The organism is Halocola ammonii, from assembly GCF_049334165.1.
GTDB lineage: Bacteria > Bacteroidota > Bacteroidia > Flavobacteriales_D > Sanyastnellaceae > JBEGHD01.
Genome location: NZ_JBEGHD010000001.1, coordinates 142,077 through 162,093, shown reverse-complemented (window position 1 = coordinate 162,093; position 20,017 = coordinate 142,077). Strand labels below are relative to the sequence as shown.

11 protein-coding genes are annotated in these 20,017 nt (G+C 45.6%); 3 read left to right on the top strand and 8 right to left on the bottom strand.

Annotation, left to right across the window (positions count from 1 at the left end; genetic code table 11):
* Positions 1-236: 236 nt before the first annotated feature.
* Positions 237-4,577, top strand: a complete 4,341-nt coding sequence (locus ABHV44_RS00660) for a gliding motility-associated C-terminal domain-containing protein (RefSeq protein WP_459072704.1) — start codon at positions 237-239, stop codon at positions 4,575-4,577.
* A 106-nt stretch (positions 4,578-4,683) separates the two neighbouring features.
* On the opposite strand, the gene ABHV44_RS00655 is transcribed toward ABHV44_RS00660, so the two are convergent.
* Entirely contained in the window at positions 4,684-7,692 is a 3,009-nt protein-coding gene (locus ABHV44_RS00655) for a hypothetical protein (protein ID WP_459072703.1), read from the bottom strand.
* 241 nt (positions 7,693-7,933) lie between these two features.
* On the opposite strand from ABHV44_RS00655, the gene ABHV44_RS00650 reads away from it, so the two are divergent.
* A complete protein-coding gene (locus ABHV44_RS00650; RefSeq protein ID WP_459072702.1) occupies positions 7,934-9,559 on the top strand; it encodes a hypothetical protein in 1,626 nt (541 codons plus the stop codon).
* A gap of 5 nt (positions 9,560-9,564) precedes the next feature.
* Positions 9,565-10,179 carry a hypothetical protein gene (locus ABHV44_RS00645; protein WP_459072701.1) on the top strand — a complete coding sequence of 205 codons (615 nt, stop codon included), beginning with the start codon at positions 9,565-9,567 and terminating at the stop codon, positions 10,177-10,179.
* Between the two features lie 2 nt (positions 10,180-10,181).
* Here ABHV44_RS00645 and ABHV44_RS00640 read toward each other — a convergent pair whose 3' ends face one another.
* The 7 genes from ABHV44_RS00640 to ABHV44_RS00610 form a co-directional block, all read right to left on the bottom strand.
* Positions 10,182-13,364: a CHAT domain-containing protein gene (locus ABHV44_RS00640; protein WP_459072700.1), complete on the bottom strand. Its 3,183-nt coding sequence runs from the start codon at positions 13,362-13,364 to the stop codon at positions 10,182-10,184.
* A gap of 26 nt (positions 13,365-13,390) precedes the next feature.
* Positions 13,391-14,125, bottom strand: coding sequence for a hypothetical protein (locus tag ABHV44_RS00635; protein WP_459072699.1), 735 nt, complete (start codon positions 14,123-14,125; stop codon positions 13,391-13,393).
* The gene (locus ABHV44_RS00630; RefSeq protein ID WP_459072698.1) at positions 14,118-14,717 is read right to left on the bottom strand and encodes an RNA polymerase sigma factor; all 600 of its coding nucleotides are present in this window, start codon (positions 14,715-14,717) and stop codon (positions 14,118-14,120) included. The genes ABHV44_RS00635 and ABHV44_RS00630 overlap by 8 nt, the downstream gene beginning before the upstream one ends.
* A 194-nt stretch (positions 14,718-14,911) precedes the next feature.
* On the bottom strand, positions 14,912-15,571 hold the full coding sequence (locus ABHV44_RS00625; protein ID WP_459072697.1) for an HAD family hydrolase: 660 nt from the start codon (positions 15,569-15,571) through the stop codon (positions 14,912-14,914).
* A gap of 4 nt (positions 15,572-15,575) precedes the next feature.
* Complete coding sequence (locus ABHV44_RS00620) at positions 15,576-16,673, bottom strand: HU domain-containing protein (RefSeq protein WP_459072696.1); 1,098 nt, start codon at positions 16,671-16,673, stop codon at positions 15,576-15,578.
* Positions 16,674-16,820: 147 nt separating this feature from the next.
* Positions 16,821-17,573 (bottom strand): 3-deoxy-manno-octulosonate cytidylyltransferase, encoded by a 753-nt coding sequence (kdsB, locus tag ABHV44_RS00615; protein ID WP_459072695.1) that lies wholly within the window; start codon positions 17,571-17,573, stop codon positions 16,821-16,823.
* Positions 17,574-17,576: 3 nt separating this feature from the next.
* Complete coding sequence (locus ABHV44_RS00610) at positions 17,577-19,994, bottom strand: TonB-dependent receptor (protein WP_459072694.1); 2,418 nt, start codon at positions 19,992-19,994, stop codon at positions 17,577-17,579.
* Between the last annotated feature and the right edge of the window lie 23 nt (positions 19,995-20,017).

Sequence of the window (20,017 nt, the reverse complement as noted above, 5' to 3'; positions counted from 1 at the left end):
AATCTTGAGGAAGAACTAAGCCATATGAAAGGTTTTACAGTATTTACTGGTTTTTTTTTCTTTCTAAATGTGGAAAAAGAACTGGTATTCCTAGAGCTAACTAATCGATGATGAGTAGGCCCCAGAATAAAAACTGGGGTGTTTCAAGAAGTATAATCACTAAATTTAAAAAGTTCGTTTTGAATGGACTGAACCACGATATCATGTTAAAGCCTTAATGCAAAACCATCTACCCTATGAGACTTAAGTTTACTTTACTCAGCGCACTTCTGTTCCTTCCCATTCTGCTATTTGCGCACAATGATCCGGGAATCGGGTTTATCGAGAACCAAAACCAGTTTCACGAAAATGTTCGGTTTCAGGCTCAATTCAATAATTACACTGTTTTTCTTGAGAACAACAGGTTCACCTTTTTGCTCGAAAGTGCAGAAGATCTTCACGCGCGACACGATATTCAGAAGGCCTCTCAAGAAGAGAAAGAAAAATTCTTTGTTCGGGCTCACACCTACCGTGTGAGCTTTCTTGGAGCCAACGAAAACGTGGCTACGGAAAAGGAATCGCCACACGATTACACGCTCAACTATTTTCTCGGGTCGGATGAAAGCAAGTGGGCTAGTGGAGTTCGATCCTATGAAAAGGTAAGATATCTGGACCTCTACGAGGGCATTGATCTACATGCGGGCATTGACGAAGGTAACCTCAAGTACGATTTTGTGGTGAATCCTGGTGCAGACCCGAACTCAATTGTTCTCGATTTTGAAGGATTGGATAATATTTCCATAGTTGATGACGAATTAGTCTTGACCACTTCTCTTGGTGAAGTGCGAGAGCTTCAACCTTATGCTTATCAAAATGGATTGGTAGGCAAGAGGCAGGTGATGTGCGAATATGTGTTGGAAGGAAATAGGGTCTGGTTTAATTTCCCTGAAGGTTATGACGAAAACACGGAGCTTGTTATTGATCCGGTGGTTATTGCATCAACACTTTCCGGGACCCCGGGTTTTTCCAGCAACTATGGCCACGGTGCAACTTTCGATTTGGCTGGAAATATATATTCTCATGCTATTGCATTTGGAAGTCAATATCCTACTACCACAGGGGCTATGCAAACCAATTCTGGTGGAGGAAGCACTGATATCGCCATAAGTAAGTACAATCCTACGGGTACCGATTTGATTTATGCCACATACATCGGAGGCAATGGCGGTGACTACCCCCACTCTACCATTGCCTCCCAGTTTCAGGAGCTTTATGTTTACGGTACCACAGATTCCAATGATTATCCTACTGCAGCCAATGCGTATGATAGTGACTTTAATGATAATGGTAGTACTTTTGGACAGACCGATATTGTGATTACCAAGATCTCGGCTGACGGAACTCAAATGCTGGGTAGTACCTATGTTGGGGGATCAGCAGGAGATGGACGAAATAATAATTCTCTGAATTACGGAGACGTTTATCGGGGAGAAATTGTCCTCGATGAATTCGGCTTCCCTTACATTTCATCATCATCTTCGTCTGACGATTTTCCCACAACTGCTGGCGCTTATCAAACCGCTCACCAGGGAGGGCAGGATGCTGTGGTATTCAAAATGAACACAGACTTATCTGAAATGCTGTGGTCAACTTATTTGGGATCATCCAACGAAGATACAGGCTACGGGCTGAGAGCCACTGATAATGGAGAAGTTGTTGTCTGTGGATCCACCTTGGGAAGCGATTTTCCAACTACTGATGGCGTTTACCAAAACAGTATGGCAAACGCGGATGGTACCCTCGATGCTTTTATTGCGAGATTTAGTGCTGACGGTTCGCAATTGCTCATTTCAACTTTCGTTGGAACGAGTGAGACTGATCAGGCGTTTTTCATAGATCTCGATAATGACGAGGACGTCTGGATTTATGGACAGTCTCAAGGTGAATGGCCAACTGAAGGCGATGTTTATTCAACCGACAATGGAGGGCTTTTCGTATCCAAGTTCACTCCAGACCTCGATGAGCTCTTAATATCTTCCCGAATAGGGCCGGGAACTGGTTTTAATGGGGATGCCGTTCCTGTGGCATTTCTTGTAGATCGCTGCGATCGAATTTATATCTGTGGCTACAATGCTTCAAGTGGGTTTGAGCTCACCGATGATGCTCTTTACACAACGGGAGGATTCGTGCTTTGCGCCTGGGAAGAAGATATGTCTGAATTGGCTTTTTCAACTTATTATGGTGGAAACCATGTAGATGGCGGAACCAGCCGTTTCGATAAGAGCGGTATCGTCTACCAGGGAGTGTGTAGCGGTGGTGGTTTTCCTACAAATGCCGATGCCTGGGCCACCGGTCAGGAACCGGGTTGGGATATCGGAGTGTTCAAGATCGATTTTGAGTTGTCAGGAGTAAACGCAGCGATTACTACCGAAGATGATATTAGTGGTTGTGCTCCTCACGAAGTTCAGTTCAACAACTTCAGTGTTGGAGATCAGTTCGAATGGGATTTTGGTGACGGCTCACCAGTGAGCACCGAAGAAGAGCCAACTCACACCTACACCGAACCTGGAGAGTACACCATCAGCCTGATCACAACTGACTCGTTGAGTTGCAATCTGGCAGATACGGCTTATTTGTACATCGAGATTGGATCACCAGAATCTTTCCAGCCTGAGTTTACTTATGAGGTTGATTGTCAAACACAGTCTATTATTCTTAACAATGAGACAGGTGCTGATTTTCTCGACTATGAATGGGATATGGGAGACGGTACCATATTGACTGAGGAAAGTCCTGAACATACATTTGACGAGCCCGGTGTTTACAACGTGGTGTTAACTGCTACCGACAACGCTTGCGATAATACTGAGGTGGCAGAAGCTGAGATAGAAATACTGGATGCCCTACAAGCTGATATAAGCAATGAATCAGTAGAAGCCTGTGGAGAGATCAACGTAGATTTTGAGAACTTAAGTAACGGACAGACCTACGAATGGGATTTTGGAGATGGAGCTACGAGTGATGAGGTGAACCCGAGTCATAACTTCACCGGCCCGGGAATTTTCAGTGTCACACTGACTGCCTTTAACGATGAGACTTGTAACTCCACAGACACCGATACCATCACGATTGCGGTTGGAGCAGAACAAACTATTGAAGCTGCGTTTAGCGTGATTCAAACAGACTGTGAGCAATTCATCATCGAAACACAAAATGAGAGTACGGGTAACTTCTTAAGTTTTGACTGGCAAATGGGTGATGGGACTAGTTACCCGGAAGAAGAAGAGGTTGAACACCAGTACGATGCTATAGGAAATTACGCAATAACATTGAGTATTGAGGACACACTGTGTTCGATTACGGATGAAGTTGTTCTGGACGTTTTGGTGAGCAACGAAGTAGCGGCCAACGTGCAATTGGATAGTGCCGAAGGATGTCCGCCATTTGAAGTGGAGTTCAGCAATAGCATGGCTGTACAGGAGTCTTTTTGGGATTTTGGAGATGGAACAACGTCCACTGATGCAGCACCAGTGCACATTTTTGAAACTCCTGGACAATACGAAGTTATGCTGGTGGTTTATGGCTCGGAGTCTTGCCCGGGGCAGGATACTGCATACACTTCGATTACCGTGATCGACACTGAAGTGGAAGCACTCTTTAGTTCGGAGCAATCGGGACTGTGCGATGACTTCATGGCTGACTTCACCAACCTCAGCCAGGGCAACAACCTTAACCTCAGCTGGAATTTCAATGGCACACAAGTGCAAAATGAAGAAGAATACACACATACTTTTCCGGCAGGAGGGACTTATACAGTTACACTCACGGCAACAGAACCAGTCTGCTCTGTAAGTGATTCTTACACCGAAGAGGTCACTATCATCGAAGGATTTGACATGACAATCGGACCAGATCGGGACATCTGCTATTACGAAAACTCCGTGATGCTCGATACCGGGTTAGATCCAGAGGGAATGAATTTTGAGTGGAGCACGGGAGACTTAGATACTCCCGAAATTGAGGTATCCACTCCGGGTACCTACAGCGTGACAGTGACTGATGGCACCTGTATCGATCAAAGTGAAGTGGAGATAGGTCAGGGCACGGAGTTCGAAGGAGCGTACTCCGTGGAGATTTGCGAAGGTGTGTCAAATGTAATCGATATTCCAGCTTACGGCCAGAGCTATCAATGGGAAACCGGACAAACGACCAATGAGATTTACATCACGAGAGCAGGTAATTATGGATACTCGTTCATTGATGCAGGCGGCTGTACTCAAAGCGATACGGTTTTCGTAACTGCATTGCTTCCGGAAGCGTCACTGTACATTCCCAATGCATTCACTCCAGATGGTGACGGTGTGAATGAGGTGTTCCAGGTTGTTGGAGATGAGATTGAAAGGTTTGAGATGCGAATCTACAATCGCTGGGGACAGGTGATATTCAAAACTGAAGATCACACTGAAGTCTGGGACGGTTCGGTAAATGGTGGAGACCACTATGTGCAAGATGGTTTGTACTCATACATGGTCACCGTAAAGAGCACCTGTAAAGCTGATGAAGAAGTTTACTACGGGAATATTACTGTACTTCGGTAAGAGTCAAAACCCCAATTGTATTTTTAGTGAGTGGTGGAAAAGAAAAACAATGAGGCCAGTTGATGAAGAATACTGGCCTCATTGGTGTTGAGCTATGAGAACGGCTCTAGTTTACATCTACACATGATGTTCCGAAAAGCGAGAGAAATATGAGCAAGTCTGAACTGCTCACTTGTTCGTTTCCGTCCAAATCTGTCTGGCAATCAGACATGCAGCCGTACTCTCCAATTAAAAGCAAAAGATCACTAGTTCCAACGAAGAGGTTGTTGTCAAAATCCCCAGGGCATCCCGAAATCGGAGTTCCAATACACTCACAGCTTTCAGTGATAACATCATCAACTGTATTGAGGTCCTGATCATCGCACGAGTCGCCAATATTTCCACCGAGGTCTGGACAATCCAAACAATCAGGATGACCAGGGTCTAGCACATTCACGGAAATGGAGTTGGATTGTGCTTCACATCCATCCGCAGTGGTTCCTCCCACATCTATTTCTTCGGAGCTTTCTACAATTATTGAAACTCCGCTTTCTCCGGTGCTCCAATCGTAATCACTGAATCCTGAGGAGGCTGTGATTTCAACCATTCCGCCAGGGCAAAACTCTGTTGGACCACTGGCCGAGATGGTGAGTTCAGGAACTTCGAAGATCGACACTTGGATAGACTCAGAAACGGAAGAGCAGAAGTTTTCGTCTGAGCCAACCAACTCATAAGTTCCGCTCTCACTTGCTGTAAGGGATTGATTGCTTCCCACTACAGATCCGTTTCTCAGCCATTGATAATATGTGAGTCCATCGTTTCCTTGAAGCTGCACTTCGTCTCCAGGGCAAAAGTCAGTCGCTCCTAAAGCTGATGCTTCTACATCCGGGTGGTTTGCACAAAAATCTCCAAGGCTGTAAGAGCCACATCCCGAAGTAGCTGAAACTCGAATGAAGTAATCTCCTGTTTCTTCGAAGGTGTGATTTAATGAGACGCTTTCATCGCTGATCGCAGATAGCGAGATCAGTCCTCCATTGGAGTTGTATAAATAGAGCCTGCCGCCTAGTGTCCCAAAGAATTCCGCTGTCACCTCCATGTCGAATGGTGCTGAGATGACGTTGAGTTGGTAATAATCATTCTGATCTGTCGAGCTGGTTGGTGAATAGTGGCCCAAATGGCCGGTTACTTGCTGACCATTGTTCATTTCAATCGCTTCTGCAAAGGAGTTGTTCGGTTCGACATCTGGAGCCAGTGAAGGTTCTTCAATTTCAAAGCTAAACTGATAGCTACCGCATCCTGCTGTTCGTTGTACCAGAGCAAAAAGTGTGTCTGCAGTGAAACAACTGAGGTCTAAGTTGACCTCTCCGGTGCCGATGCCTGAAAGTCCTGCCAATCCTCCGTTAGAATAGTATAAATAGATTCTTCCGGTGAGTCCTTCTTCAAAATTGGCAGTGGCAAATGCATTTCCATTTTGATTGAAATTGATGAGGTAGTAATCATTTTGATCAATCCCCGATTGAGGTTTGTAATGGCCCAAATGACCTTCTATTACTTCACCGGGTTCCAAAAGATAATCAGCAGTTTGCAACGAGTTGTTTGGCTCCTCATCATTGCTCCACTGAGGTGTTTCCAGCTCGAAGCTCACTTCGTAACCCCCGCAACCTCCATTGCTGGACACTCTTAAAAATAAGGTATCAGCTGCAAGGCAATCCACCGAAAGCGAAACGGAGTCGGTGCTAATCCCAGACACAGCGGCTTGCCCCCCATTGGAGTAGTAAACAAAAAGCCTTGATGCGAGAGTTCCCGAGGATGTGAGGTTGATGTGAATCTCTCCGTCTTCTGCTACATTCAATAAATAGTGATCAGATTGATCAATGCCGCTACCTACACGGTTATGCCCGAGGTGGCCACTTTGAATTTCTCCCACGCCAATCAAATCATGGGCCTCAGCAAGACTATTGTTGGGCTCGTCATCGATAGATTCCAATGGAGTTTCTACTGAAAAACTAAAATCGTAACCACCACAACCAGAGTTTCTGCTAACTAAAGCGTACACAGTGTCCGCTGCGAGGCAATTGCCGGTGAGGCTTAGTTCACCTGTTCCTGCTCCAGTGGATCCGATTAACCCTCCATTTTTGTAGTAGAGGAATAGGCGACCGGTTATACTTTCTTCAAAATTTACTGAAGCCGTTACGTTCCCGTTTTCCTCTACAATCAATTGGTGATAATCGCCAATGTCTGAAAATTGAACAGTACTATAACCCAGGCGCCCCTGAAGCGGAGAGTTGGCAAAGACCGGACCTGCAGCTGTTGCGATCGACCCATTGGGTTCGACATCATTTTCATAGCTGCTCGCATCGAGTTCTAAACTGAGGCTATAACTTCCACAGCCTGCATTTCTGTCTACCATCACATAAAGCGTGTCCGGTGCTTCGCAAGTAATTGTTAGTTCATTCAACACATCTGAGTAGCCTGTGCTACCGATCAAACCTCCATTTTTTCGGTAGGCGATCAGTCTTGAGCTCAACCCACCTTGCACGGAATTAGTCAAGTCAAGTACGCCTTCTGTACCGAAGATCAGTCTGAAAAAATCCTGATTGTCTGAAGGACCATTTGTATGACCTAGCTGTCCGGTAATTGTTTCACCGGGAAACAAGTTTTGATTGGCCAGTGCAATGGAACCATTTGGTTCAACATCGTTGGCAAGTGCTGATTCTTCGAACAAGGTGTTAAAAGAGTAGCTACCATTACTACTTTGTCGGAATATTCGAATGAAATATGTACCGGGGGCCATGCACCCCTGAACCAATTCCAAATCTTCAGTTCCAGAAGGAGAGGCAGATAGAAGGCTACCCGCATTGTTGTAGAGGAAAATGCGGTAGCCCAGCGATCCATCGCTGCTAGCATTCACTGTGAGCGTTCCATTAGCTTCTAAACTAATAGAATAGTAATCATTGGCATCTGCGGGGGGCGTAATGCCTAAGTCACCAAATTGCTCTTCGCCAAGATTGATGGGATTGGCCGTTCCTATCGCGTCATTGGGCTCAGTATCTGCCCGGCTGGTGAGAAAGAAAAAAACTGCGAAAAAAGTCAGCGCAAGCGCCCTTTTCCCTTTGATGTAGAATATTGTTGTCATAGCTCAATTGATTTTGGTTAAATAGAATTCACGACACTCCAAACTCGACTTCATCTGTCGATTGATTTAACTTGTTCAGAGGCGTGATGTGATTGTTTATCGAATGATTGGTTGAAATGTGAACACCGAGCAACAAAGTTTTTTCTGCTGTTCACATTTGGTGTGGCTTCTCGATAGAGAATTAGAAACCACGGAAGCGAAAAAGCTTCCTTTTTAAAACCCTTACCAAAATCAATCTATTATGCGAAAATTACTTCTGCCAATTGCTGTTGCTATAGCAGGTTTGGCACTTTTGGCCTTCGGGACTTTTAGCTTTTCAGCCAATTCAGGCGAACTCGACCTTCAGATTGAGAAATCCGCTTTTGTGATGCCGGCTGTTCACAATGTTTACGCGAATCCGGAAGCACTCAATGGAAAGTATCACCTGTTTAAAGCCAGAATTACAAACAACACAGGACACATCATAGAGGATGTAGAGGTGAATTATGAAATCCCCGGGTTTATTGAGTCCACTGAGTTAAAAGACATCAAACGAATGCTGCCTGGCCAATCCGCTGTGGTGGCTTGTTATCCAGATTTTGATAAAGGGATCACTTCCAAAACAAATGAGTCACTAGAGAAAGTGAAGCTGAGTATCGGCTGGGATGGAAATGAGGATGCACTCGAAGAAGAATTCTCATTCAAAATGACTGGCAGAAATGAGTACGTGTACACGAGCGTTCCTACAGACGAAGTGGCGAGCTGGGGCGATATGTTCGACAACGATGATCTGCTGGCGTGCTTTGTAACTCCCAACGATCCTGTAGTGAAATACTACACCCAAATTGTCCAGGAAAAGGTGCTGAAGGGAGAACAGGCTACGGTAAGCAACAATCCGAAAGACGGTGTGCGATTGTTGGCGGGGATTTACGAAGCTACCCGCATGGCCCACATGGTTTACAGCGGAACCAAAGGCGTTCCTCAGTCGACCGATGACGTGCAATCAATTGTACAAAGTGTTCGGCTTCCCAGAGAGGTGATCACAGGAAATACAGGATTGTGCATCGAGCTGAGCTGTCTCTATGCCAGCGTGCTTTCTGCTGCTGGTGTCGATCCAGTGATCTTTTTAGTTCCCGGTCACGCATATCCCGGTTTCAGGATGAACGGACAGTACTACGCTATTGAAGCTACGATGATTAGCGGAGAAGGTCTTGGAGGAATTGGGTCGGTTGAGCAGGCTTTGGAAAAAGGCCAAAAGCAACTTCAGGAATTTATCCAGCGAATGCAAATGGGCGATCCGAGGTATTCACTGGTAGACATTCACCAGTTAAACCAGCAAGGTGCGATAGCGATGGATCTGCCAGATGATGATTTTCTGAAGGCCAAGGTAGATAAGATCGCAGAAAGCTTTTCTACTTCACCCAATGCGCAGCGTGGAGGTCAAAGCCAGTATGCTTCAAATCGCGGTGGAGGAGGTGGAGGAAGCTCCAACTACAGCAATCGAACTCCTGGCCCGCTTTCTATGGCTGTTCCACCAAATTGGCAGCTGTCGCGCAATCCCTCACCGCAGATTCCTATCTGGACCATGATTGTAAACTCTCCTGACCAAATGGCCAATGCCTCCGTGTATGATATTCCTGCCGGGTCGTTGAATGAGGCCATGATGGTTTTGCAGCAGTACTTCAATCAGATGGGTGCACAAATCGACTATCAAATTAGCGGCAACCAGGTGAGTGGCTTGACCTACCAGCAGTATGGCAACTTCGTTTGGAAAGGAATTGCAACACAGACTTCAGGTGGAATTCGAATTGCCACAGTTGGCGCCTCCCAGGCAGTTTACGACCAGTATTCACCGCAGCTCAATCAAATTTTTAGAACCATAAAATAACCGACATGAGAACTTATCTAATCACTGTTTTTCTTGTAACCAGCTTTTTTATTCAAACTGCTACAAGCCAGGTCACGGACCAGCAAATTGATATGAGAATCGACAGCATTGGCGATGCACATTTGAAAGTATCGATGGAAATGAATGCCCAGCAATGGGAAGGTTGGGTCCAATCCTACGGGAACAATCCAGCAGCTCTCAAGCGGGAAATGGAACGAGCCTTACCTTCTTATTTTCTCGATGATTTTAAGTTTGAGAAGGACGATATGAACCGTTCATTTGAACTCACTTTCAAAGCCTATGGCGCTTGTGACGTAGATCGAAAAGGGAGGTGGACCATGAACACCGAAACCAAAGATGCCAACGTCACTGAACTGACTGAGCGAAAATTTATGATGGTTGAAAGCCCTCAGGAATATGGCGGATCCATTCGTCAAACAACGACTGTTACCTTACCGAACCAGGCAGAAAATGTGAAAATCGATACCGATGCTTTTGGCAAAACAGTGTTCGTTTTCGAAATGGACGAACCAGGCGGTGGAATGAACTACACCCAATGGGCTGGGATATTTCTACTGGTGGTAGGAGCTGGTGCTACAGCCATGCGAGCGAGGGGCTAGCGTCATTTTCTTACAGTTCTTCTTCGTTTTCCTAAAAAGATCAAGAAGAGAACGAGTACACCCACAATTACAGTCCACCAGACCCAATGGAATGAATTGCCAGGCAAGGTGCTTATCGGAGTAGTGTCACCCATAAGCACCAGCCCGGCCCAGTAATATGGAGCGGTGAGTTCATTTTGATTGTTTTGCAAGTATTCAATTTTTGCCTTTCGCAATGCTTCTACTTTCGACTCTCCTTCAGACAGGTTTTCATAGAATGCCTCTATAATTTCGCTCGAAGTTTTTTCATCGATTTGCCACAGTGACATCACCACACTTGGGCAGCCGGCATAGGCAAAACTATGAGCCAATGACATCACTCCCTCACTCGAGTGGGACTTTCCTGCTCCCGTTTGGCAAGCACCCAAAACCACCATCTCCGACCTCAATTGCATGTTGTAAATTTCATAGGCGTGCAGCATGCCATCGTCACTGGGAGAAGAACTTTGGGCATTCAGCATCAACCTGGAAAGCAATGGTGATTGATGGTTAATTTCAGCGTGTGTTCCAAAATGCAGAATTCCATAGCGGCCTGCATTCGCCCTAAACTTTTCCTCTGTAGCTTCTCCTTTCACCATAGCTTCACCCGGGAAGAGTCGAGCGATTCGCTCCGCTGTTTGCACCGCAAATGGCTGCTGGAGAAGAGTTAGATACTTTTCATCAAAATTGAGGCTGTCTTCTATCAGCTGTCGATAGCGTGCTTTCTGGTCTTCATGAAAACCAGGTGCCACTGCCAGTATTCCTTTTGCGGAAGTTTCAAGTTGTTTGAAGGCGATGGACGTACTGGCAGACAAGAGGTATGAAATGGAGTAGTCGAACAGAAGATAGTCCGTCACTTCGGAGCCCTTTTCTTTTCGCAATGCCTCAAAATTCAGTGCAAATAGTTTTCCATCGGGAACGATAAGGAGTTTCTCGCTTGCAATCCATTTTTCAAAAGGCTGAAATAGCTCTTTATAAAGTTCGTGAGATATGTTGCCTGTGCTTGTGAGGTCATTGCTTACCAAGGCGTTGTTCAGCGAATCGATCAAATGGTAAATCAAATTCTTTGGAAGCGTCAGGCTTTTAATATTTTCACGAGTTATAACTGTTCCGAAAAGCAGGGAATCGTCTGCAGAGAATTGTATGAGCGTTTCACCCTCCTTCAGGAGCTCTGCTCGAATCTCTTTAAGACTTGGGGTTTTGTCGTTGAATTTCAGGGCAAAGTACTCTGGAAAATCTTGCTCAATCATTTTTTTGAAATCTCGGTAATTAGCCTCAGCTACGAGCAGTTGATCGTATTCCCGCGGATTTGATTCCAGAAAGTTCAAGCTATCTAAAAGTTCCTTTTCTCGCTGGAGGATGGAGTCTGGAATATTGGCAAACTCAAGAGAAGAAAAAGTGTTGAGCTGATTTCTGAGCACGAGCATTTTGCTCCCTTCGGCAAGCTGAAACAGACTTTCCAAATACTTTGATTCTCCCGAAACCTCATACATTTTGAAGCTGAGAGTTTTGGCAAAATCAAAAATTTCGCTGTTGGTTTCGTAGTACCACACCTGCGATTCATCCTTATCAAAAGAGCTGCGAGATTCTGAAAGCTTTGCAGATGCCTGTAATGCCAGGTTGAGCGCTTTCTCGATGTTCTCTTGGTTCCTTTGGTCTCTCCCAAACTGAATCTTAGAATTAATCAAAAAAGCCTCAGGAGCAATGGTTTCAGAAAGTAGTTTTCGTTCTTTACCAAACAATTCGAAGGCCTGATCAACTGAAACTTCAGCTTCATCAAATTGCTTGTCCCGGAGAAAAATTCTGGCTCGAATCAAGTAAGCCCTTGCCATGGTAATGTCAAATCCGCTACGGCTGGTCTGTAAAATTCTGACCGCTCGGTTTATGTCTCTGGTTGCGTTTTCGGTTTGGCCCAGTTTCGAGAATACCTCCGCTCTGTATTGCAATGCCGAGGCAAGGTGGTTGCCCTTGTCAGGATCTTCGGTTGCCTCAAAAGATTTTATGGCCTGGTCAAATTCGTCAATCGCGTTCTCAAACTGATTGAGTTCCAAATAAATTTGGCCGAGTCGCTTGAAGGCGATTCCAGTTGTGAAACTTTCAACGCCATACTCACGGAGGCACAGGTCGGCATAGGTTTTTAAGTTTTCAAGAGCGGCTGTGTAGTCGCCCATGGCGAGTTGCACACTTCCATAACCTTCGTAATAATTGTGGAGTTTGGGATCATTTGGCTCGAGATGCTGCGAACGCTCTTTGTGAACGTGGTCGAGTAGCTTTAGAGATTTTGAAAAATCACCTAAAGAGAGGTACACCGAAGCCAGCCCGCGGTAATGTTTCATCAAGTGGTCACGCTCCTGATCACGAAGGTGTTCACTTTCAGCTATTTCGAAAGACTTTGTTCTGTATTGGATTGCCTTGCTCAAATATTCTTTGCACCCAATAAAATCTTGCTTGTCTTGCTTGATGAGCGAGAGGTTGCCATAAATGTTTGCCGTGTTGGCGAGCTTTTGAAAAGGGTCGCGTTGCTGCTGAATGAGCTCAAGACTCTTTTTGTAAGCCTCCTCTGCCTTGTTGTAATCTCCTGCTCTAAAAAGTGCCGCACCTAAACCATTGTAGCCATTTATTAAGTCATTTCTGAAACTCGCTGTGTCGGCAAGAAGCGGTATGATGGATTTTTCAAAATGGTGTGCAGCTTCCCTGGGTTTGCCAGCGTCTACCAGGCCAAAAGCTACGTTGTAATGGCCCATGTAAAGCTCATTTGGTGTGGGGTCCGGTATTTTAAAGCACAGTTTGAGATACGCACTGTCAGCTGCCACCGCTTCTTTGTAGTCACCTGTTTCGTAGTAAATCCAGGATTTATCGTTGAGCACCTGAAGGATGTGATGCGGATTTCCGTCTTTTTCCTCCACCATCTCAAGTAGCTCATCCACTCGCCTTTGTCCAGCCCGGGCATCTACAGTTTTCCATCTGGCGCGAGCAGCATTGTAAGAAAAGTGATACAACGAATCGTAAGTTTTCGAGCTGACGAGCATCTCAACTTGTGCATCCAGCAGAGGTGCGGCTTCGGTATAGTTTCCGTTGGCCATTAGTGAGTCAATTGCCTCACTTCGATCGTTGTAGAGTTTCGGGTCAAAACTTTGAGAAAGAGCCACGATGCTCAGCAAAAGCATCAGAACTGTATTTAACCCGCGCACTATCATTTTTGCTGAAGCTGAGAATTGATCTCTCTAATCTTGTCGGCAAATTTTCCAGTCGCAGCAGTGCTCAAACTGTCGAGCTTCTCGAGCTCTTCCAAATGGAGAAAGGAAAGAGCCACGTACCATTCGGCCTTGTCGCTAAATGCCGATTGATCCAATTCGCGTACGGTGGAGAAGTATGGCAGTGCTTTTTGATACTTTTCATTGGCAAAATGAGCACTTCCGATGTAAAAATTCAAGGTATCGTTATCGGGATTTTCTTTTAGCAAGGGCTTCCACTTTTCAATTGACAGCTCATACTTTTCGTTTTTGTAGTCCACCATGGCATCGTAGAAATCGTAATTGTCTGTCGCACTCATTGGGGTTGGCAAACCAGGGTCAATGGTGTGATAATCTGCGAAGAGCTTCTCACTTTTTGTTTGATTGAAAAAAATGAAATAGGAAGCTACGATCAGTCCGATAAACGCAGCTGCAATTGCCCACCAGCGAATCCCGCTCGATTTCTTTGAGTGCTCGGATGCTACCTTTTGGTGAAACTCATCGAGTTTGGACTTCATGCCTCCGATCTCAACGACTTCCCTCAATTCTCTCTGTCGGTCAAGCTCAGATTTGAGGTCAGGGTCAGCTTTTAAAGCAGATTCGAAAGCAAGCCGTTCCACTTCACTCAACTCTGCGCTGAGGTAGCGCTCAATTTTTTCAAACTGCTCTTGTGATGGTTCGTAGTGCTCACTCATTCCGTTTTCCTTCCTTTTTCTGCATGTCCTGGTGCAGGTTTCTCAACTTCATCATGCATCGGTATTTGATCGTTCGAATGCTGCCGGGCTCTTTTTCTAACTCGCTGGCAATTTCATTTAGATTTCGTTTTTCGAAGTAGAACATCTTCAAAACCTGCTTGCATTGATTTCCGAGCTCATTGTAGAGCTGAAGCGAATAATCGATTCGTTGTTGGCGATTTTCCAGTTGCTCAATTTCTTCTTCAGCCAGGCGATGACTCTCTTCTTCAGCTAGTCTCACTGTGGTGCGATGCTTTTTCGACTTCAGCTTGTCGAGCCACTTGTGCCTCGCGATCTGGTAGATGTAAGCACCAGGGGCAATATTTGACTGCGGCTTGAATTTCCCGTCTCTGGCATTTATCCAGGCATGAATCACAGCCTCCTGATAAATATCTTTCGCATCGTCTTCAGTGCCGTTATTTTTCAAAATGTAATTTCTCACCGTTGGAAAATTCTTCAAATAGATTTCTTCGAGCACTTGCGCATCGTTGTTGGCAAATCCTCTGGCGAGTCGGTCTGCTGAATTGGACGGGTCGAATTTTGAGTCGGACAAGGGTTTGGAAAGGTGTTGTTTTACAAACCAATTTTAAACAAATCTCTCCAGCTTTACAATTCGCCAGACTACATAAATTCAACTTTGTCAGAGCGTTCCAAAACAGATGTTCTCGTATAATAGTTATCGAAAAGTTTCTTAAATGTGAACAGCTGGTTCTTTCTCGCTGAAAAGAGAATAAAAAAAAAAGAGAGTTACTGATGCACTATCTCCCGGCCCAGTTCGCGTATGTCCTCTTTGTCAACTTCGAGGTGATAGGCTTGCAAACCGGCTTCCCTGGCGCCTTCTACGTGCTGTTTAGAATCGTCTATGAAAAGGGTTCTCGAAGGATTTAGCTTGTGCCATTTGCAGATCTCCAGAAAGGTTTCTGGGTGAGGCTTTCTGATGCCGATTTGATTGGAGTAGTAGACTTTTTCAAAAGCCCCGTAAAAATAATCGAGCCCCATTTTTTCGTCAATGCGCTTTTCAAAAACTTCTACGTGGATAGCATTTGTGTTGCTGAGCAGCAGTGTTTGAAATTGCTCCTTCAACTTGTAGATGTGGTCGATGCGCTCCTTTGGAATGTCGAGCAAGATCACGTTCCAGGCTTCGAGTAGCTTTTCGTCTGGAAGCTCAGTTTTAAGAATTCTTCGGAGTTCGTTCAAAAAGTCGCTCTGACTGATTTTTCCTGTCTCCAGTAGGTCGAATAAATCGCTTTGTTTGGATTGTTTGTAGAGCTCATCGAAACCGGGAACTCCAAAATCGCGAAATGCTTTAACGGGAAGGTCGTAGTCGATATCGAACAGGACTCCTCCAAAATCAAAAATAATAGTGTCGATGTCTTTAAGGGAGAGTTCACTCAGTCGTCTGCTCATTCGATCAGTGACGTTTTAGCCAGGCGTATGGATTTTCAGATTGCTTGATTTCGCGTAGCGCTCTGGTCGCTGCATTTTTTGTGGTGAAGCTTCCGTAGCAAACCATGTGGAGGTTTCCTGTTTTTCCAAAGATCGAAGCATCGTAGCCTTTGATGCGCAGCTTGTCTACCAGGTTTTCAGCATTGTCTTTTTCTCTGAAAGCTCCACCAACTACGAAGTACATGTTGAGACGTGAGGCTTTTGAAGTTTCAGCAGATGAATTCTCACCGAGCTTTACGCGAATGCCGTCTGGTGAAACGCGATCTTCAACAAAAGAAAAGTAGATCGACTGCATGTTGTCGATTTCAGACGAAATTTTCTCGATGCTGTTGTAGTCACCTTCGTAATCGAACACAATGTCTTCATCTTCGATTCTCGGAATGTACTCCGCCTGTTGGCTCGCTGCATTTTTAAAAGGGTTGAGGCTGGCGATGTTGAGTTGACCGTTTCCAGAACCCGATTCTTTCACAATGTAGCCACCGATAAGCACAGCCGGAATAAGCACGGCAGCAGCGGCAATGCGCCACTTCTTGCTGCGAGAAGTAGATCTCACTTCTTCAGTAGTTTCTTCTTTTTGGCTGTCTTTAGGTTCAGTCATACTGATCACTTTGGACTCGGCTACAGGTGCTTTTTCTTCTTCAATAGGCTGAAGGTAAATTTTAGAAAGTCCGTAAGACGATTTCAAAAAGTTGTTGTCCGGACTTGGCAAAAATTGTAAGCGGCCTGTTTTGTCTTTGTACAAAATCCCGATGCCTTCCATCTCCAGACGCTTGCCTTCAGCAAGAGCACGCTTGTATTCTCTCACACATTTCGACAGGTAGGCCGAAGCCGCCTCGTACGAAATTTCTTCTTTGCGAGAGATGTAGTTCGCCACCAACGCATCGTTGTTGACCAAGTTACGATTAAATGTGACTTGCTTCGAAGGTGGCTCAATCACGTTGAGCTTTGGGTGAATGTGTGCAGCCTTGTAATTTACCACGAACCCACCAAAGTCAGGTACGATCACACAGTCGTGATCGAATAGAAGATTGCCAATGCTATTTTCGAGAATTTTGCTTTCCATAAGCTTCGGTAGCTAAAATACGATTTTGTTGTTAAAAATCGGGCCTTCAAAGAAAGGTCATCACAGGTAATTCTTAAAAGAATTTTCCACTTTTTTCGCTGGAGGAAGTTCTTTTCTCTTCGGCTCTAACGATTTAGCTTAGCAATTTCACTCGGGATTTTCAGTGAGCTGTTGTTCCGCTTTTTTCAGGTCTTCGGGTGTGTCGATTGAGAGGCTTTCGTGGCGGGTGATGGCGGTGAAAATTTTCTTTCCATTTTCGAGCCAGCGCAATTGTTCGAGTCCTTCGGCTTCTTCTAGAGCTGTTGGCTGCATGTGAGAAATCTCGTTGAGCGTGTCCATTTTATAACCGTAAAGCCCGAGGTGTTTGTAGAAAGTGTGTTTTTTGGTCCAGTCTTTTAAAGAAGTGTTTTTTACAAAAGGAATTGCACTTCGGCTAAAGTAGAGCGCTTCATTTTTTGCTCCCAAAACCACCTTCACTTTGTTTGGGTCGATCAACGTGTCGGAGTCTGAAATGGGCTTTACGAGCGTTCCGATTTCCACTTGTTCTTTCTCCAGCAAAGAAGCGAGTTGATCTATCTGAGCGGGATTTACGAATGGTTCATCACCCTGAATGTTGATCACGATGTCCACGGGTTCAGAATATTTTCGGGCAGCTTCGAGGCAGCGATCGGTGCCCGATGGATGTTCGGGAATTGTCATCACAGCCATGCCGCCAAAATCTTTTACCGTTTGATAGATCTCTTCGTGGTCGGTTGCCACTAGCACTGCAGACAGCTTTTCGGATTTTTCAGCCTGCTCATAAACTCGCTGAATCATGGTCTTTCCTCCAATTTTGACAAGTGGCTTACCGGGAAAACGGGTAGAGCCAAAGCGAGCTGGGATGATTCCGATGATGTTCATGAACTAAAATTTTAGAGTGTATTGAATTGTGGTTTCTCTCGGAGCCTCGATAACGAGCGGCCTGATGGTGTATTCTCTGTTCAACACATTGCTCACAATCAATCCCACAATTTGGTTGGGTTTGATGTTGAACAAAAGACGACCGTCAAAAACGTAGTCGCCATTGTCGTGATTCTCTCGCCACTCGGTGATTCCAGTGTTCACCTGAGCTTGCTCAAAAGTGTTGGGATCGTCCAAAGCCAGAAAAACCTGATCGATGTTTTGCATAAAGCTGTTGTATCTGAAGCTCGTTCCAAAGGTCCACTTTTTCCACGACAATTGAATGTCGGCCCGAACGAGATGCTGCATTCTGTACTTCAGAATATTGTCATCCGTGTTTGAGCTCGATGACTCGTAGTTCACTGTGGCGCTTCCGGTGAGAGCGTAATAGAAAACACTTACCTCGTCCTCTTCGTTGTAAGGAAGCTCAGGAGAAAGTGTTTGTGGCAGGGAGTAGGTGTATCCAGCCAGCATTTGAAGATTTACATTTCCGATTTTGCCCTCACCGAGCAATGAGATGTCTACACCTTTAACCTCCGAATTTCCCGTGTTTAAACTGGCAAAACCGAGTCCGTAAATATTCTCAGGGGTTGGGTTCTGGCCCCAGGGGCCGAACGTGAATTCGATGAAATTTTGGTAGTGTTGGTAGAAAACGGCCGCATCAAGGTAGCCTTTGAACCGCCCAATTTTAAACCCTTGTTTTATTCCAAACTCGACACTTTCGGAAGTCTCTGCTTTCAGGTCTGGGTTGGGGTAGATCCGAATGGCTCCCGCCTGGGTTTGCAAAAATCTTTCGGCAATAGTTGGGAACCGAAAACCCTGACCGTAGCTCGCTCGCAAAAATGTGGCCTTGCTGAGTTTGTAGTTTGCTCCAGCCCGAAAGACAGGTTTTCCCTCTTCAGAGTCGTTAATTTTGAAATGCTCGTAGCGAACTCCGGCAGAAATCTTCAGCCTGTCGAAAAAAGTTTTGTCGACCTGAAGGTAAGAAGCGAAATTCTGCGACTGATTTTCTCCGTTCGTTTCACCTCCAGAGTAGAGCTCTGCGCGACTGTCGGTGTGGATGCCGACAAGGCCAAAAGTGGTTTTTAAGTCGCTCACTCCAAATCTTCCAAAGTCCTGCTGATACTGGTATTCCCCGTAGTAGACATCCGAAAAATTATCCTGATTGTTGTCGTTGTTGTTGTCGAGCTGAAACCACCTCCCGTTGAGTGAGTGCTTGCTGCCATTTTCTGTGACCAGCTCTGCAAAAGGATCTACCGAAGAAACCACCTGGCGTGTTCGTGTAGCCGAACCATCGTAAGCTCTGTAAAGTCCTTCTTTGTTGTTTTCCCAAATCAAGGTGGCCAGCGATTCGCCCTTGAGCCAACTCGTGTTGAGGCCGTAACTCAGTCCTTCAACTTTCTTCGAGCGATAGCGCATTTTCAAATTTCCGCGAATGCGCGATTCACCATTGTAGCGATTCACGTTTGCTGGTGAGTAGGCCGATCCATCACCTTCAATCGGGCCGAGGTAGCCTTCGTCAACCAGCGCATTACCACTCACCGAGAGGTCGAGGTTTCCAAACTTTTGTGAATGTAAAAAATTCACTCCCGACTTGAGCGGGTTTCGCTCCCAGTAGACCGCTTCTTCAGTTTGAGGGTTGCTGTAAATTCCCTGAAAAACCTGGACTCTGGTCACGGCCGTGTCTCTGGGAAAACTCGTGCGAATGTTGATTACTCCACTTAAGGCCGCGCTTCCGTAAAGTACCGAAGAGGCTCCTTTCACCACTTCGATTTGCTCTACATTTTCAACCGGTAAAAATCCCCAACTCGGTCGCCCGGCATCACCCGAAAGGATGGGTAGGTCATCGACCAAAATCTGCACCCTGCTGCCAGCTCCAAAGCTGTAGCCACTTCCACTGCGGATTTGCGGCTCGCCATCCACAATGCTCACTCCCGGAGTTTGCTGCATCACAGTTTGCAGCTCGGTTGTGTTTTTATTTTGAATAAGGTCGGGCTTTATAACTTCCATCGAAACAGTGAGGTCCTCGAGGTCCTGCTCGAATTTTCCGGCAGATACCACAGCGATTTCGAGCAGCTCGGCAGAGGGATTCAAAGAAATGTTGAGAGAAAGCGTTTCGCCAACCTCCAGTGCAATTTTCTCAGTTACTTTTTCAAAACCGATGAAAGAAAAAGAGACTGTGTGCTTGCCGCTGTCTAGTGCTAGCCGGTAAAAACCATCAGCATCGGTAGAGGTTCCTTTTCCCGATTTTGAAGTGACCGTCACACCCGGGAGCGATTCACCAGAAACAGCAGACTTGACAATTCCCGAAACTTCTTGCGCGTTGGAAGCTATCGCAAAAATGAGCGAGAAGAAAAGTGAGAGCCAGAGATGCTTTTTCATAACGCTTCGGTCGGGAGACATGC

Coding starts and splice junctions, on each gene's coding strand:
- ABHV44_RS00660 (WP_459072704.1), top strand. CDS start 237: ATGAGACTTAAGTTTACTTTACTCAGCGCACTTCTGTTCCTTCCCATT.
- ABHV44_RS00655 (WP_459072703.1), bottom strand. CDS start 7,692: ATGACAACAATATTCTACATCAAAGGGAAAAGGGCGCTTGCGCTGACT.
- ABHV44_RS00650 (WP_459072702.1), top strand. CDS start 7,934: ATGCGAAAATTACTTCTGCCAATTGCTGTTGCTATAGCAGGTTTGGCA.
- ABHV44_RS00645 (WP_459072701.1), top strand. CDS start 9,565: ATGAGAACTTATCTAATCACTGTTTTTCTTGTAACCAGCTTTTTTATT.
- ABHV44_RS00640 (WP_459072700.1), bottom strand. CDS start 13,364: ATGCTTTTGCTGAGCATCGTGGCTCTTTCTCAAAGTTTTGACCCGAAA.
- ABHV44_RS00635 (WP_459072699.1), bottom strand. CDS start 14,125: ATGAGTGAGCACTACGAACCATCACAAGAGCAGTTTGAAAAAATTGAG.
- ABHV44_RS00625 (WP_459072697.1), bottom strand. CDS start 15,571: ATGAGCAGACGACTGAGTGAACTCTCCCTTAAAGACATCGACACTATT.
- ABHV44_RS00620 (WP_459072696.1), bottom strand. CDS start 16,673: ATGGAAAGCAAAATTCTCGAAAATAGCATTGGCAATCTTCTATTCGAT.
- kdsB (WP_459072695.1), bottom strand. CDS start 17,573: ATGAACATCATCGGAATCATCCCAGCTCGCTTTGGCTCTACCCGTTTT.
- ABHV44_RS00610 (WP_459072694.1), bottom strand. CDS start 19,994: ATGAAAAAGCATCTCTGGCTCTCACTTTTCTTCTCGCTCATTTTTGCG.